The organism is Sphingobacterium hungaricum, from assembly GCF_015210005.1.
Classification (GTDB): domain Bacteria; phylum Bacteroidota; class Bacteroidia; order Sphingobacteriales; family Sphingobacteriaceae; genus Sphingobacterium; species Sphingobacterium hungaricum.
On record NZ_MU158698.1, the window covers coordinates 267,174 to 284,513 of the forward strand.

At 40.3% G+C, this 17,340-nt stretch carries 11 protein-coding genes; 5 read left to right on the forward strand and 6 right to left on the reverse strand.

Features of this window, described 5'->3' with window-relative positions; all coding sequences use genetic code 11:
- Positions 1–557: 557 nt before the first annotated feature.
- From C4F49_RS04305 to C4F49_RS04325, 5 genes are all read right to left on the reverse strand, one after another.
- On the reverse strand, positions 558–3,653 hold the full coding sequence (locus tag C4F49_RS04305; RefSeq protein WP_196934651.1) for an efflux RND transporter permease subunit: 3,096 nt from the start codon (positions 3,651–3,653) through the stop codon (positions 558–560).
- A 4-nt stretch (positions 3,654–3,657) separates the two neighbouring features.
- Positions 3,658–4,749, reverse strand: a complete 1,092-nt coding sequence (locus C4F49_RS04310) for an efflux RND transporter periplasmic adaptor subunit (RefSeq protein WP_196934652.1) — start codon at positions 4,747–4,749, stop codon at positions 3,658–3,660.
- 2 nt (positions 4,750–4,751) lie between these two features.
- On the reverse strand, positions 4,752–6,026 hold the full coding sequence (locus C4F49_RS04315) for a TolC family protein (RefSeq protein WP_196934653.1): 1,275 nt from the start codon (positions 6,024–6,026) through the stop codon (positions 4,752–4,754).
- Positions 6,027–6,093: 67 nt separating this feature from the next.
- Positions 6,094–7,437, reverse strand: a complete 1,344-nt coding sequence (locus tag C4F49_RS04320) for a sensor histidine kinase (protein ID WP_196934654.1) — start codon at positions 7,435–7,437, stop codon at positions 6,094–6,096.
- Complete coding sequence (locus C4F49_RS04325; RefSeq protein ID WP_196934655.1) at positions 7,438–8,118, reverse strand: response regulator transcription factor; 681 nt, start codon at positions 8,116–8,118, stop codon at positions 7,438–7,440.
- Positions 8,119–8,219: 101 nt separating this feature from the next.
- Here C4F49_RS04325 and C4F49_RS04330 point away from each other — a divergent pair, with 101 nt between their 5' ends.
- The 3 genes from C4F49_RS04330 (at position 8,220) to C4F49_RS04340 (ending at position 14,087) form a co-directional block, all read left to right on the forward strand.
- Positions 8,220–8,750 (forward strand): hypothetical protein, encoded by a 531-nt coding sequence (locus C4F49_RS04330; protein WP_196934656.1) that lies wholly within the window; start codon positions 8,220–8,222, stop codon positions 8,748–8,750.
- Between the two features lie 312 nt (positions 8,751–9,062).
- Positions 9,063–12,335, forward strand: a complete 3,273-nt coding sequence (locus tag C4F49_RS04335) for a SusC/RagA family TonB-linked outer membrane protein (RefSeq protein WP_196934657.1) — start codon at positions 9,063–9,065, stop codon at positions 12,333–12,335.
- Positions 12,336–12,365: 30 nt separating this feature from the next.
- Entirely contained in the window at positions 12,366–14,087 is a 1,722-nt protein-coding gene (locus C4F49_RS04340) for a RagB/SusD family nutrient uptake outer membrane protein (RefSeq protein WP_196934658.1), read from the forward strand.
- A gap of 59 nt (positions 14,088–14,146) precedes the next feature.
- On the opposite strand, the gene C4F49_RS04345 is transcribed toward C4F49_RS04340, so the two are convergent.
- A complete protein-coding gene (locus tag C4F49_RS04345) occupies positions 14,147–15,889 on the reverse strand; it encodes an aromatic amino acid hydroxylase (RefSeq protein WP_196934659.1) in 1,743 nt (580 codons plus the stop codon).
- Positions 15,890–16,104: 215 nt separating this feature from the next.
- Between C4F49_RS04345 and C4F49_RS04350 the strand changes: the two genes are divergently transcribed.
- Entirely contained in the window at positions 16,105–16,680 is a 576-nt protein-coding gene (locus tag C4F49_RS04350) for a Crp/Fnr family transcriptional regulator (RefSeq protein ID WP_196934660.1), read from the forward strand.
- A gap of 58 nt (positions 16,681–16,738) precedes the next feature.
- Complete coding sequence (locus C4F49_RS04355; protein ID WP_196934661.1) at positions 16,739–17,173, forward strand: carboxymuconolactone decarboxylase family protein; 435 nt, start codon at positions 16,739–16,741, stop codon at positions 17,171–17,173.
- The last annotated feature ends 167 nt before the right edge of the window (positions 17,174–17,340 follow it).

Genomic DNA, 17,340 nt, shown 5'->3' on the forward strand with positions numbered 1-17,340 from the left:
TGCTCCGTAGGAGCTACCGCTTTGTAACAGGATTAATTGATAAATATATGCGTGCCGTAGGTACGCTCCTTTTGGAAAAGGATTGTACCTACGGCACAAAATATTTCGCTGGTTTTTTACTACAAAGCGGTTGTGCCTACGGCACATTGAGCGGAAAATGTATTGCTTTTTAACTTGCTCCGTAGGAGCAAAATGTTTGTAGGAAAAAAATACGTAATGATAATAGCGTGCCGTAGATACGCAACAATTTATTTTGAAGCCATATAAATCTTTTCGATTGGATTGCGTACCTACGGCACGCATTTAATTCTTCTAATTATCTCTACAAACATTCCGCCTCTAACGAGGCTTTAAAATAAAGCATAATCTGAACTTTATTCTTTGTTCCACATACTTTACTATCTGCAGGTCTTACGCAACAAAATATCAATCAGCAAAACATTGTCATCATGTTCCAAAAGTTTTGCAAACAAAATTTAGCTCCTCAGAATGACAATTTGTATCCTTGTCGCTCTATATTGTATATGTCACTCTGAGTGAAACGAAGAGTCTCCAATTTAAATTGCCTTTTCTTTTTTATAAACCCAATAAAACACAATTGGCAATACGGTAAATGAAAGCACCAAACAGAATAGTAATCCGCCGACGATCATAATCGCTAAGGGCTTTTGTATTTCCGAACCCATTCCGGTCGACAGAGCCGCCGGAAGCAGACCCATCGAACCCATTAAAGCTATCATTATTACGGGACGGACACGGCTTCGGACGCCAATGGAAATCGCTTCCAATAAGGGCATTTTCTGCTTCAGGTTTTCACGCATCACACCTATTAATACAATCCCATCAATGGTGGCGACACCAAAAAGAATAATAAACCCGATACCTGCCGAAATCCCAAATACCGTTCCGGTCATCCATAGCGAAAGAAATCCGCCGATAAAGGCAAAAGGCAAGGTCAGCGAGGCAATTCCTGTGTCTTTAAAATTCCCAAAATTGCTGTAAAGCAATACCAAAATCAACAGCAGTGATACAGGTACGACCATCATCAACTGCTTGCTGGCGCGCTCTTTACTCTCGAACTCCCCTGCCCATTCCATGTAGTTTTCCTTCGGCAGTTTTACCTCATTTGCTACGACCTGTTTTGCTTCTGCAATCGTGCTTCCCAAATCGCGCCCTTCAATACTGAATCCAACGCCAATATATCTACTATTTCCTTCTCTGTAAATAAAGGCAGGCCCAGTTTTATACGAAATCGTTGCAATTTCCTGCAAAGGGACCGAACGCCCATTGGATGTTGGAATGGAAATATTTCCAATCTTCTCTGGCGTATCGCGGTAGTTTTCTTCAAAGCGTAGCAAAACATCAAACTGCCGATCATCCTCATAGAATGTAGTCGCAGCCTGCCCTCCGATTGTCATCGCAATCACGGCCTGAACATCAGCCGTAAACACGCCATATTTCGCCATTTTAGAATCATGCAGCTGAATCCGCAATTCCGGCAGGCCAATGTTTTCGTATACATTCAAATCCGTAATGCCATCTACTTTCCGAATCGCTGTCGCGACCTGATTGGCATAATCTTCCAGATCGTATAAATCATTTCCAAAAATCTTAATGACCAACGCGCTCTTCACACCCGCTACATATTCTTCGACATTATCCTGAATCGGTTGGCTAAAACCAAAATTAATGCCCGGATATGCATCCAACTTCCCACGAATCTCCTGAATAATATCGTCTTTGCTTACCTTGCGTGCCCAATCGGATTGGTCTTTAAGCTGCACATTCAATTCAATATTGAAAAAGCCTGTTGGATCTGTTCCATCATTCGGTCGGCCGGTCTGTGTTAGCACAAAATCGATTTCTTCGAAATCTGCTAAGAGCATGGATTTCATTTCTTTAGTCAGGCGTGTCGATTCTTTCAAGTTAATGCTATTGGGCAAGGTCGCCCGAATGTAGATCGCACCCTCATTTAATTTAGGCAGGAATTCAGAACCATAATGAGAGAACTTAACCGCACATATAGCCAGCACACCGACAAATAGCGCAATAGTCGTTTTCTTATAGGTAAAAGCATACTGATACAGCTTGTAGACATTATTGATGAAAAACTTTGAAATAAAGTTTTCACGCTCTTCCATATCCTTTGTGAACAGCAGTTTACACATGGCTGGCACATAAGTCAAGCTCAAGAGAAGAGAGCCTAACAATGCATAACCAAGTGTAAATGCTAAAGGAGTAAACATCTTGCCTTCAACTTTCTGAAAAGAAAATATCGGCAACAGTGCCACAATTAAAATTAGCAATGCGAAGAAAATATAGGATGCAACACTACCCGCACTCCGCTTGATAATGCCCATTTTGCTCATTTTGGCAAAGCGCGCTGGCCCGACTTTGTGAGAAACGGTAGCAAGAGCGACGAAAACTGTTTCGACCATGACCAGTGTCCCCTCCAGCAACAGACCAAAATCAAGCGATCCCATCGAAATCAGGTTCGCCGGCAAACCTTGAATTTTGAGCATAATAATCGCAAACAAAAAGGCCAAAGGAATAACCGAAGCGACGATAAATGTGGATTTCCAATTGTATAAAAAGATAAAGACAATCAAGGCCACCAAAAGCACACCTTCAACCAAATTTTTAGATACTGTATGTACGGTATTATCGACTAATTTAGTCCGGTCAACTACCGTTTCGATTTGCACATGTTCAGGCAAGGTACGGGTATTCAGTTCCTTGATTTTATCTTTTAAGCGCTCGATCACTTCCGATGGATTTTCGCCACGCAACATCACAACAATCCCTTCCACTAAATCATCTTCTGCATTGTAGCCGACCTGACCTAATCGAGGCTTAGCCGAAATCTCGACTTCCGCAATGTTCTTGATCAATACAGGGGTCGATCCATTTAATTGAATGGTGATGTTTTCGATGTCTTCAATCTTATCCAGCAAGCCGACACCGCGAACAACATAAGCTTGATCGCCCTGCTCGATCACATCTCCACCTACGTTAATATTGGATTTGGAAACCGCATCGTAAACATCCAATGGCGATAGGTCAAAACTCTTTAATGCAGTCGGATTAATCTTGATCTCAAAGATTTTTTCCTCGCCTCCGAAACTGACAACGTCAGCTACACCCGGAACACTTAATAGTTCACGCTCGATTACCCAATCTTGCAATGCCGTAATTTCTTTGATCGGCAGATCGCTCTTGATGACATAGCGGAAAATTTCTCCGGTTGCACCCGATGGTGGTTCGATGGAAGTTTCTACCCCATCCGGCAAATCCACATCCGATAAACGGCTGGAAACATATTGCTGCGCATAAAAATCATCCACATCATCTTCAAATAGAACTGTGACAACCGACAGACCGAATAAAGAAATCGAACGCACGTTGGATTTCTTCGGAATGGTATTCATGACTTTAGAAACCGGCAAAGTCACTAGCTTCTCAATCTCTTCGGCACTTCTTCCGGGCCATTGCGTAATGATGCGCGCGCGCGTATTCGTCACATCGGGATAGGCTTCAATGGCAGTATGCATTAGGCTGTAAATTCCAGAAGCGAGCAGCGCTACTGTCAGGAAGATAATCAGCAATGCATTTTTTAAGGAAAATGAAACAATATTTTGTACAAACTTCTTCATCCTCTTATTTATTTATTTCTTCAAAAAGCAACAAAGCATTCGCATCCACAATCTGTGTGAAATCAGCCAAACCTTCTTTTATGTAAACCATTTCTTCATTGGAAGCAAAAGGTTCAATGCGGAAAATCTGCAGATTGCAATCATCTTTGTACCCAACTACATATTCTTTGTTGTTGTGAAATACGACCGACTTTCGTGGAATGGCGAAACCTTTGCCCGTACTGTTATTTTTATGGATCAAGATATCTGCTGACATGCCCGGCATTAGGTTGATGTTTCTGTTTTCCAAGACAACGCGCGCTTTCAGCACATGTTCGTTTTCATCAAAGACCTTGTAAATCTTATCGATCTTTCCATCATACAATTCATCTGGATAGGCTAAGGTTCTTACCTTCACCACATCGCCCTCTTTAATGTATTGCAGATTATTTGCATAGATATTGACCATGACCCAAATCTGATTTAGGTTTGAGATAGCGAATAAAGGACCTTCATCGCTCGTGACCGATTGCCCGACGCTCATATTTTTTTGCACAACAAAACCGTCTTTGGGCGCGATGATCTGAAATTGTCCTTTGGTATCCGAAGCCCTATATAAGCTAAGGTTTTGATTGATTTTATCGAGTTCCAATCGGCCATTGGCCAATTCATGTTCTGTCTCTAACACATCAGTCGATGAAGTCATTCCATCTGCCAATAGCGTCTGCTTATTTTTCAATACTTTTTCTAACAGGTCAATCTGATTTTGGGAATAACTTTTCTGTTGGTAGAGGTCTTGGATCTGAATGGAATTCACCGTTGCCAAAACTTGTCCCTTATGCACTCGGTCACCGAGTTCAAACTTCACCTGTTCGACAATCCCTTCCAATAAACTTTTGAAGGCGACTAAATCATTTTCATTGTACGATACTTTTCCAGTCAATGTCAACTGTTCATAAATCGCCTGTTCTTCCAAAGGAATCGGATGCGTATTTTTCCTTAAGGTTTCGCTGATGCAATAGCTTTTCTCTACGGCAGCAGTAGTTTCTTCGGCTGGTTTTGATTGACAAGAAAATAAGGAGATCGCGCCGAGCGCGTAAACAAAATGCAATTTCATAATTATAAATCTGTGCCTAAGCTGTATTGTAGTTCTTGATAAAGTTTGCGGTAATTCTCTTGCAGGTTCCAAAAGGTTTGCTGTGCTTCGAGAAAAGAGGTTGAAAAGTCAATAAATTCCAATAAGGTGATCTGCTGATTATTCAAATGCTTTTGGTAATTGTCCATCATCATTTGGTAAGACTCGATCGCCTCTGGCGGATATTCTTTCAATGCTTGTTCGTAAAATGAAAGCTGCTGGATCTGCCGGTCGATATCATTTTCGATCTCCTGTTTTAAATAGGCTGTATTTTTCTGCTCCTGTTGGATAGCTAGCTGTGCAACCTGAATATTTCCCTTGTTGCGGTTGAAGACAGGAAGATCAATACGCAACCCCAATCCCACGAAATCTTGCATAATGTTACCGCCGCGATCGTAATTGACCATAAAGTTTAAATCAGGAACCGCTTCTGCTTTCGCTAAGCGGTGCGTGCGCTCTGCTAACTGCTGTCTGTTCAACGCGCGTTTGATTGCGACTCTATTTTCAGAAATATTTTCTTTGGCTTCTAGGAAAGCTTGTTGCTCAAACGCAATAGGTTGATTTGAGTCGATTCGGCTAATCGATCCATGTGGCAATCCCGCAAATAAATTGATCTTGGATAGCAGTTCTGCTTTTTCGCTCCGTAAGTCGACCAACTGTTCTTTTTGTTGGATAAGTTCAGATTGAATCCGATAATATTCGGCTTTAGAAACAGTTTTGTTCTCAGACTGGCGGCTGTATTGTCCGCTTAACTGTTCGAAATAACTGACGGCATAATGCACTTGCGTTTCTTGCTTTTGCAAGCGATCCAACTCGATCAGCGAAGTCCGCAGTTCTAATTTCAACGAGCGCAATAATTCTTCGAAAGCTAATTCAGTATCTACTTTTTCAAGTTCTTTGATCGAAATGCGCTTCTTGCGTTTATTCGAAGTTTCAACAAGCTGTTCCAATTCTAACGCGAATTGCTGCGTATGTCCATAATCACGCCACAGCCTTGGCAACTGTTCGCTGGTACTGTTAGCCCATAGATTGACTTCAGAAATTTCAAGGCTTGGATTAGGCCAGACTTTGGCTTGAAGAATTTCAGCTTGCGCCATGTCGACATCGTACTTTGCAGCAAATAGCTGGATATTATTCCTCAGTAACAAACTTTCGATTTCGACAGGAGAAAAAACCCGATCAGCATCTGCTTGTTGAGCGGAAGAAATTATGGGAATGCAAGTAATAAAAATAAGGAGGTAAGTATAGTTGAATCGCATAAAATGTATTTGATTCAAAAGTACCGTCCTAAAATTAAGGTAACTTTTGGCTTAGATTAGAATTCGATTAGAATTGATTCAATCTTAAGAAGACAACCGTTCCGATATCCGGAGATAATAGATTTAGATCAATCTGATGGAGGTTAAAAATCGTTGACGCCATTGATAAGCCAATTCCTTTTCCGTTAAATTCTTTTGCATTCGCACCGCGGTAAAAATTCTGCAGAATCTGATGCCGGTCGGATTCAAGAATTCCTATTCCCTGATCGATAATCGCGATGGACAGGTGATTATCCTCTTCGCTCAGCACAATTTTAATGGGCTTATTGTGCGAGTACTTTATGGCATTTTCGAGCAAATTGTTGAATGCCATTTCCAATAGCTTGTCATTGCCCTGCATCAGAAATAGGTTCGAATTGCTGACCTGAATATCCACATCAATATGGGCATTGTGATACAGAATGGCATTTTCTACCGAATTCCATATGATTTCGTCAATGCGGATCTGTTTGAACTCAAAGTTCGTTTTCACCCCAGAGAGAAGCATCATCTTATCCAATGTTTCTTCTAGATCTTGGGTGTATTGCTGAAGTTTGATCAAGACGGATTTATACTCTTCTTCGCTGCGATTCTTTTGATTGGTGACTTCCAAGGTACCAAGAAGCGCGGCCAATGGAGTTCGCAATTCGTGAGAAACATAGTCCGTGAAATTCTTCTGAACGCTAAATGTTTTTGCAATCTGATCGATAAATCGGTTGTAGGTTTTTACTAAGTCCTCGATTTCAGAATAGGTTCTTTCGAGCTCGATAGGCTGCGAAAAATTCTGCTGATTGCGGTTCTTGATTTGATCAACAATATTGACCAATGGCGCATATGCCATTCTACCGAAAACGCGAGCAATCAGAAAGATCGCAATAATACCAACAAAAAACGCCAGCAATAAAATGTAAAAAAGAACGTCTGTCTGTTGGTTATAATTATCTTTCGATTCTCTAGTAACCACCACAAAGTCCCCTTGATTGTCCTCGTAATAAATAGAATGATAGAAGTATGCATCTGTCGTAAAAAAACGCTCTTGTTGCGCGCGGACCTTATCCAGAAAATCGGCAGAAAGGTATTCGTTTAATTGCATTTCACCGTAGGTGACCTGATTGCGGTCATCGACAACGGATATGTTGCTTCGCGAAATTAATTTCTGCAGCTCCTTTTGGATATTCTCATGTTCGGAAACGCTTTGTTCGTCCTTTTCTAGGTAATAGATTGCAGCGATGAATGTTTTGTTCTTAAGATTATTGCATTCGTTTCCTTCGAGCCATTGGCAGAACAACACATAGATAATGCTGGATACCACCAATGAAATCACCGAGTAAGTCAATACAGCTAGGATAGAAAGGCGTTTGCTTAATTTCATTTACTCATCGTTAAATAAGTAACCTACTCCTTTGATGGTATAGATGTACTTGCGTGAAGCGGTTTCAATCTTGTTTCTCAAATAAGAAATATATACATCGACAACGTTTGTCTGGTTGTCAAAATTTATTCCCCATACCGCATTTAGAATCTGCATGCGCGATACAGCTTTATTTTTATTTTCGGCCAAATAATACAAGAGCTTAAATTCTCTTGGCGAAAACTCGACGGCTTGGTTATTCACTAACACTTTGTAGGAATCGCTATCTATCTGCAAGCCTTCAAAAGACAAGACATTCGACGCTTTCACCGAAGATTTATACGAGTTGCGGCGAGTCAGTGCGTTGATTCTGGAAATCAGTTCATCAAAATGAAAAGGTTTGGTCATGTAATCGTCCGCGCCCATATCCAATGCCGTTACCTTATCTGTACTTGTATTTAATGCGCTTAACATCAAGATTGGCGTAAAGTTCTTCTTATACCGCATCGTCTGTACAAACTGAATCCCATCCATACCAGGCAACATCACATCTACAATGCATAAGTCCCAATCCAGGTGCATATAGGATTTCAATGCATCTTCTGCATTGCTGCATAAAGTCACTAAATAAGCTTGCTCCTCTAATCCTTTGATCAGAAAATCACTTATTCGCTTATCATCCTCAATTACTAGAATTTGCATACGGGGTATTTTTCCAAAAATAGGCAAATTATTAGGCATAGATTTCTTTCCATCGAATTTCTAATGGAATTCTAATCGAATAACTGTAATTTCGAAAGCAAATGAAGCCCACGAAATCAACTCCAAAGACCGTACATGTACAGGATAGTATGCAGAAAAACTATTCGTATACATTAGTAGAACCAATGGGAAAGAACTTTCATGAAGAATTCAAACCTGATCTGACACCTCAAGATATGTTAGAACTTGGTGTTTTTGCAGGACGTTATTTAAGGGATTGCCGTGATGAATTTCCTGCCGAATGGTATGAAAACGCAAAATTATATACCGGTACCGATAAAAAAGGAGATTGTAAATTGAACTTCTTTGAAGTCTGCGCTTCGCAATCGCTTGATGAATGGAAACGTAAGGGATGGATTCATGATCAAGATCCCCGAGGCTGGTTTCAATGGTATTGTAGATACTTTATGGGCCGCCGAACAGAAGACGATCTGCGTCAGATAAAACGCTGGAAAAACATGAAACGGCATGTTTCTCAAGTCCGCAACAAATGTAATCCTGGAGATTTTAAATGCAACACGCGCCAGCGTCAGGCCTTGCTGCATTGGGCATACGACAGTTTAAACATGTAATTAGCTCCACGGCCTTTTCATTCTGCGGAAACCCCTATTTTCCTGCTTTTATAATTTTCTTGTTACAAAACAGTGTATTCACTACACGATGCAACGAAATATTTAACCGTATTCAACTGTTCTAAAGCGATTTAGTAAAATATTTTTATTTTAATTACATAAATTATTGAATCCATTAATTTAATTTTTTATATTGAAAATAATTATAAAACTAAACACCTAACTCTTATGGTATCCAAAAACATTCATGCTCCTTAGATGGCTATTATTTTCGTGAAAAAATAATTTTTATCTAATCTTAAAAACTAAACTATGAGGAATCTTAATTCATCAAAATTAAGGATTCCAGGGCTGTTTCATGCATCAATGAAAAAGGCCTACTGGATTCCTTTGGCTACAATTTTACTAACTAACCAAACGTTTGTAGTCCATGCTAAAAATGTAAACCACTCAAAAAGTACAGCTTATGAAGCCAACAAGTACCAGCAAAAAATCAGCGGAACAGTCTTAGATGCCGCGACAAACCTGCCTATTGCAGGGGCAACCATCAGAATAGTCGGTAAACTAGATGCAACGTCAACGGATGTCGATGGAAAATTTCAATTAACTGCTGCGAAAGGCGATGTGTTGGAAGTTTCGTACGTAGGTTATCTTAAAAAAGAATTTCCTGTTGCTGATGCGACTACGGTCACAATTAGTTTATCTGAAGATTTAAGTTCACTAGAAGAAGTTGTTGTAACAGGTTATGGAACGCAACGAAAAAAGGATTTAACGGGTTCGGTTGCTGTCGTTGATGTAGCGCAGTTAAAACAAACCCCTGCTGCGAGTGCTGTAGAATCATTACAGGGTCGTGCAACAGGTGTTCAAGTTGTTGTGGATGGTGCGCCAGGTTCAACACCACAGATTAAAATCCGTGGTTTCAGTACAATTAATAATAACGAACCTTTATATGTTATCGACGGTGTGCCTTTCGAAGGTAAGCTAAGTTGGTTAAACCAGAATGATATCGAAACCATGCAGGTTTTGAAAGATGCGTCTGCGGCTTCTATTTATGGTGCACGCGCAAACAATGGGGTCGTGATTATCACGACAAAAACCGGTCGCTCAGGTAAACCTCAGATTTCCGTTGACGGATATTATGGATTGCAGGTGCCGCGCAAATCTACATTCCCTCAAATGCTAACCCCACAGCAGTCATTGGATTTGGATAATGCAGCTAACGGAACTTCATTGACATTACCAGAATATTTGATTGCTGGAGCAAAAAGAGGAAATGATATTACTCCTGCAGATGTGGATATGTCGAAATACAACTACTTAGGAAAAGACAGAAGCACATTCTACCAGATTACGAAAGCCAACCATGAAGGAACAAAATGGTTTGACGAACTATCGCAGGTCGCTCCTACCCAATCGTATCAATTAAGTGCGACAGGCGGCGGTGAAAATTCGACTTACGCGTTATCTGGAGGATACCTAAAACAAAAAGGTACGTTAATCCATACAGGATTCGAACGTTTCAATGTAAGAACCAATACAACAATTTCTGCATTTGACAACAAACTTCGTTTTGGTGAGAATATGCAATACAGTTTCACACGCGGTTACGGTATTGGTGTGAATCCAAATACAGCAGGCGGTTATCAAGGTGAAGGATCTGTTCTGGGATTTGCATATCGTATCCACAATATTATTCCTGTATATGATGAAGGAAATAATTTTGCAGGATCTTTAGGTGGCTGGGGTAATGGAGAAAATCCCGTTGCGATGGCTTACCGCGCGAAAGACGATGTCAATATGAGCAATTTCTTTTTTGGAAATGCTTTTGCCGAATATGATATCATTGACGGTTTGACACTCAAAACCAATTTCGGTATGCGCTATGAAAATTACAATGGAGTCGATATCGCTTATCCGAATCCTGAATTTACAGAAGGTGGTTTCAACAACGGTGTAAGTGAGTATTTTGGCTATACAACCGAATGGACTTGGACAAACACGTTGAACTATCGTCCTAATTTAGGAAAAGATCATTCCTTGAATGTTTTGTTAGGTACTGAAGCGATAGCAAACAGAAACAGACAGCTTAACGGAAGCCGAAACGGTTATTTCACCATGAGCAGTTTGGATTATTTATATGTAGGCGCCGGTACAACCAATTTAGGTAATAACGGAACTGGATCTGTTGGATCGATGTATTCGCTTTTTGGTAAAGCGGATTATAGCTACAAAGATCGTTACATCTTAAGTTTGACTGTTAGACGAGATGGATCATCGAATTTCGGACCTAATAACCTATATGGTACATTCCCTGGAATCAGCGGTGCATGGCGCGTGTCGGAAGAAGAATTTTTGCAAGACGTATCTTGGTTAAACGATTTGAAGTTTAGAGCGGGTTACGGGGTAACAGGTAATCAGCGCATTCCGGGATACCAATTCTTAAACCGTTTTGCTCCGAACATCAACACCTCATCTTACCCGATCGGTGGAGCTGTCGAAACTGGAATCTGGCAAACATCGTATGCTAATCCAGATGTGAAATGGGAAGAAGTTAGCTCATTGAACTTAGGTTTGGATTTCTCTATTCTTCAAGGTGATATCGATGGTAGTTTCGAATGGTATAACAAATCAACTACGGACATGTTATTCCGTGTACCGATGCCTTCTTCAACGGTTGGTGGTGCAGACGCTCCTTACCAAAACATTGGCGAGATGAATAACAAAGGTGTTGAATTTAGTCTTGGCTACCACTATGGACGCCGTCAGAACAAAGATTTCACGTTAGACATCACTGGAAATATTTCACGCAACGTAAATAAAATCGTTTCATTAGCTCCTTCTATTACGCAAGTAAATTACGGTGCATTTAGAAGTATGGAAACATCTATTCTACGTCCTGGGGATCCATTTGCATCTTTCTTTGGGTATAACGTCATCGGTATTTACCAAGATGCTTCCGATGTGTCAAGCAATGCATCCTATGAAGGTGCACGTCCTGGTGCTTTGAAGTATGAAGACATCAATGGAGATGGCATTATCGACGCGAATGACCGTACGATTATCGGAAGTCCACATCCTGACTTTGTTTATTCGTTAAACATTAGCGGTGCATACAAGAAATTCGATTTCTCGATGTATTTCTACGGTTCTCAAGGAAATGATTTATACGAAGCAACACGTTATTTCACCGATTTCGGTGTATTCAACGGACAGAAAAGCGTTCGTTTGTTAGATGCTTGGAGTCCTGAAAATCCAGGAAGCATGACCCCATCGTTTGGCGGTAATGATGCATCTGCATACGAATATGCTACGTCAAGCTATTATATTCAAGATGGAAGTTTCTTAAAATTGAAAAACCTGCAGCTTGGTTATAATTTTGACACCAAAAAGATTTTCAACGAAAACACATCATTTAACAAGTTCAGAGTTTATTTTGCAGTAAGCAATGTATTTACGATTACGAACTACCAAGGATTAGACCCTGAGATTTCATCGACGCCGTCGGATTACCCGGCATTAGGAGTTGATTTCGGTATCTACCCTCAAGCCCGCCAATACATGGTTGGTTTAAGCCTTGGATTTTAATCGATTGTTTATTTAACTAGTAAAAAGATTATGAAAAATATCAAAAAAAATATTGTTTACCTATTGGGATTAGGTCTTTTGACCTTAAACTCCTGTGGGGATGAATTCTTGACCAAGTTGCCTCAGGGTGAATTATCCCAGCCGCAAATTGAAAATCAAGATGGTGTCGAAGCGAACTTACTGAGTGCATATGGAATTATGAACGGGAACATCAACGGAACCTGGGGTAATTACGGAGCAGCGCCGAGCCAATGGGTTTTTGGAGAAATGCCTTCGGACAATGCACACAAAGGTTCGGAAGCTTCCGATCAGCCTAACATGAATATGATTGAAGGGTTTAATACGAATAGCACGAATGACAACCTAAGCAACATGTGGCGCGTGTATTATGAGGGCGTGCTGCGCGTGAATAATACGTTGAAATTATTAGCTGCAGAACAAGCCGGAACACAGCAGATTTCAGCTGATCGCGCGCTTGTTATCCAAGCGGAAGGACGTATGCTGCGTGCCCATTATTATTTTTACTTATGGCGCGTGTTCAAAAACATCCCTTATGTTGATGAAAACACGACTTACGAAGAGTCCATCACCAAGCCAAATACAGAGGATGTATTGCCTAAAATCATCGATGACTTAGAATTTGCAGTCGCGAATCTGCCAGTTGAAAAAGTAAATGGTCAAGCAGGCAGAATGAACAAAGCAATTGCTCAGGCTTATCTAGGAAAAGTTCTTTTATACCAAAAGAAATATCCTGAAGCGTTGGTTCTTTTTAATGCGGTGATGACTGGAAAGGACATTACGACAATGCCTTACCAGAATAATTTTGACGTGACGAAAGAAGATGGACCTGAAGCAATTTTAGTGGCGAAACATGCCATTAATTCTGACGGTGGTGGCGATAACGCGAACGTAGGCGACATGTTAAATTCAATCAACGGGTCATTCACCGGATGTTGTGGATTCTTCCAGCCATCCATTGATTTGGTCAATGCATTTAAAGTGGATGCAAATGGTTTACCATTCTTAGATAATTCGTATCGTACAAATCCATATTTATCAGATTTAAAAATCACGAATCCTACTGAGTTGGCAAACTATAAAGTGAATGTTAATCTAGCTATGGATCCACGTTTAGATTATACTGTAGGCCGTAGAGGCGTTCAGTATTTGGATTGGGGCATTATGGCTGGTAATACTTGGGTTCGTTCTCAAAACTATGCTGGACCATTTGTCGGTATTAAATCAACAATTCCCCGTTCTGAATTTGGAGCAAATGCTGCAGCCGGAGTTAACTATCTGACAGGATTAGATGTGAATATTATTCGTTTGGCAGATGTGTATTTGATGGCAGCGGAGTGTAATGTGGAGATGAATGATTTGCCTGAAGCCTTAAGACTCGTTAATGCAATTCGTACTCGCGCCGCAAATCTGCCTCATAAAAAGAATGAAGATGGTGTAGACGCAGCGAAGTACAATGTTAAACCTTACCTTTCTTTTACTGACCAAGATCATGCGCGTAGAGCGGTTCGATTTGAGCGCAGATTGGAATTGGCGATGGAAGGCCATCGTTTCTTCGACTTAGTTCGCTGGGGCGTTGCGAAGCAAACTATTGAAAGCTATTCTGCATTTGAAGGACAACATCTTTCCTCCTTCTTAGGAATTACATTTCAGCCAAGTCACGAATATTGGCCTATCCCACAGGGAGAGATCGATAGAAGTAATGGAAGCTTAACCCAAAATACAGGGTATTAGTTTTTGACAAAACCTTTAACATAGATAAGCTGCCTCAAAAATATAAAGAGGCAGCTTTTTTATTTTTCGATTAACGCTATGCCGTCTATGATTAGATGCGCAACATCCTCATTTTTCTTGCTCAAATCCATTAGGTAGGATTTAAATGCTTTTTTCGATTCAAAATCAAAAGCGTAAGCCAGTTCATAGATTTCAACAGCCAATAGCCATTCATCCGGATAATCTGTTTTTAAGGCATTGAAAACTTCAATCAGATTTGACTCTTGCGCTGCGTTTCTTTCGCGCATTGCGCGAACAGTTTGATACATCTCTCTTAGCAATTGCTCCTTAGGAGCGATCGAAACAATTTTATCCTTTGTCTCCAATACATGGGTTTTGAAATCGAAAGACTGGTAATCAGCAGGGCCTGCATAAGCTGACACAATGGATTTACCAATCGCCATATCATAAACTCCCCAACTTGGATGAAATAAAATTTCATCGAAATATTTGACGGTACAGTTTTTAAACGAAATGAGCAGGATCTTTCCCTTTCGGTTGCGCGTTCCGGTAATAACTTCTCCTTCCACCGTAATTCCGCCGACAAATTCTAGTTTAGCCAGCTCACCCTCTCTAATGTTATATGCTTCCAGATCATGAGGAAACATATTCTCGATAGCTATGTTGATGTTCTTCAATTTGCCAACCGGTGAACCAAATCCTTCAGCATGATAATTTGTCCCATGGCCAATCAATTCGTTCTCATGATAAGATAAAGCAGTTTTTCCTTTCGTTTGAATATAAATCGGCTGGTCTTGCTCATCCGTGATTACATGTGTAAACAATCCGGAGACCTGAATCCCTGTATTGTATTCTATTGTGCCTAAATTTTTGGATTCGATTAACTGGCGAATGCAGGAAGCGCCTCCCCTTCGCAGTCCCATATTGTTTGCAAATTGCTCCAAGACAAAATTCAGATACGCAAAGTCTGGCGTCACATACAATTGAGGCTGGGGCTTCGTAATATCAAAGGAAACTTCCGACGCCTGAAGATCATACGGCAGTTTCTTGACCTGATCTTGCATGCACCATTTGCTTTCACCAATCGATGATAGCAAGCCAGCACCATATATTTTAGGGTGTTCTAAACTGCCAATTAAACCATATTCAACCGTCCACCAATGCAGGTTACGGATTTTTGCCATTTCGGATAAGGAAGTCATTGAATTTTGAATATCCAGCACCCGTTCATTCGCAAGCTCAACTGTTTTCGGGTCGCTATGTCGATCTTCTTTGACAATCGACAAATGTCGAATGGCTTCATACAATTCATAGTCTAACGAAGATGAAATGGCTTTGCCACCAATCTCACCAAAACGGCGGAGGTATTCCGCATATTCTGGATTGGCAATAATTGGGGCATGCCCTGCCGATTCGTGGATAATGTCAGGCGATGGCGTGTATTCCAAATTTTGTATCTGGCGAATGTCTTGTGCAATAACCAATACATTGTAAGCCTGAAATTCCATAAAAGCAGTTGGCGGAATAAAACCATCCACCGCAACTGCAGCCCAGCCAATATCTTTGAGGATGCGATTCATCCCATACATATTTGGAATCTGTTCGGTCGAAATGCCTGTTTTATCCAATCCTTCCAAATAGCTTCCATGCGCAACCTGTTTCAGATAATCTACATTTTTGCGCATCACGTATCGCCAGACAGCTTGGTCAATGGGCGTGTAAGATTCGTAATCTTGATTATTTATAAATTGCCGTAAATGTTCCGGTAAACGTTTAAGAACCTCGTTTTGTTCGTATAACATCGTTTAATCCTGTTTATAATGGTCTAGCTAAGTTACAAAGTTTTCCGAAATTTATTTTATTCAAGGAAGCTTCAAAATCTGAAGATGTTCTTTTTAGACAATCCGTCTTCGTTGTTTTAATTAGCTAAAAATTTGGGGAATTTTTCATTAGCTGACCATAATAGCTGTAAATATTAAAATCGTTTTCGTACCTTATTCCTTGCTAAAACCCATTCATGAATCTTTCACTTAAAAATCATATACAAAAATTCGTAACGGTATCCGATACCGAATTTGAACAGATGGAATCCTATTTCGAAGAAATTACAATCAAAAAGAAAGAAACTTTGTTGGAAGCCGACCATGTAGCAAGCTATAATTATTTTGTTGTTAAAGGTTGCTTACGCATGTATTTTGTCAATGACAAAGGTGTGGAACAGACCACTGAATTTGCAATCGAGAATTGGTGGCTGACGGATCTAAAATCTTTTCACGAACAGAAGGCTTCCAACTTTTATATCCAGGCTGTCGAATCTTCGACAGTTCTCCGTATTCAGAAATCGAAGCAGGAGATTTTATTGGATAAACAGCCAATTCTTGAAAAGTATTTTAGGAAAGTATATCAGAAAGCTACTGCCGCATCACAGGTTCGGGCTAAATTCTTTAAGCAATATTCGAGGGAAGAATTGTATTTTCATTTCAGTTCGAATTATCCTTGGTTTATCCAGCGCGTGCCTCAATATTTAATAGCCTCTTATCTTGGTTTCACACCTGAATATTTAAGCGAAATCAAAAAGAAAAGCTTTTCTTAAACCAGTTTAAGAAGTTTAGGTTCAGATTAGCCGAACTTTGAAAAAAAGAAATTAACACATGAAAACAAGATTTAACATTCAGAAATTAGAGCCAAAAGCATACGAAGCAATGTTTGGTTTAGAAAGCTATCTAGCGACTTCCGGTTTGGACAAAACAATATTGGAATTAATCAAAATCAGAGCTTCTCAAATCAACGGATGTGCATTTTGTATCAACATGCATACAAAAGATGCCTTAAAAAACGGAGAGACAAACCAGCGCATCTTTCTGTTGAATGCATGGAAGGAAACCAACCTATACAACGAACAAGAACAGGTTGCGTTGGCAATGACTGAAGAAATTACATTGGTTAGCCACAAAGGATTGACCGATGAAACATTCGAATTGGCTAAATCTGTCTTTTCCGAAAATGATATTGCGAAAATCATTTTTGCCATCTCCACCATCAACGCCTGGAACCGCATCGCGATAAGTTCTAGGACGAGTATCTAGGTAGATGTGAGATATGAGAATTGCTAGCGCAAGCGTTCCGCGTGTGCTTAAGTTATTTGAGACTCAGAGCGACAAACGAGGTGCTGACCAACGATATAGACTGTCATTGCTAGCAAGGCGAAAATCTACTGTGCTCATTAATTTCTGCGGAGATTGTTAGAAAGCGA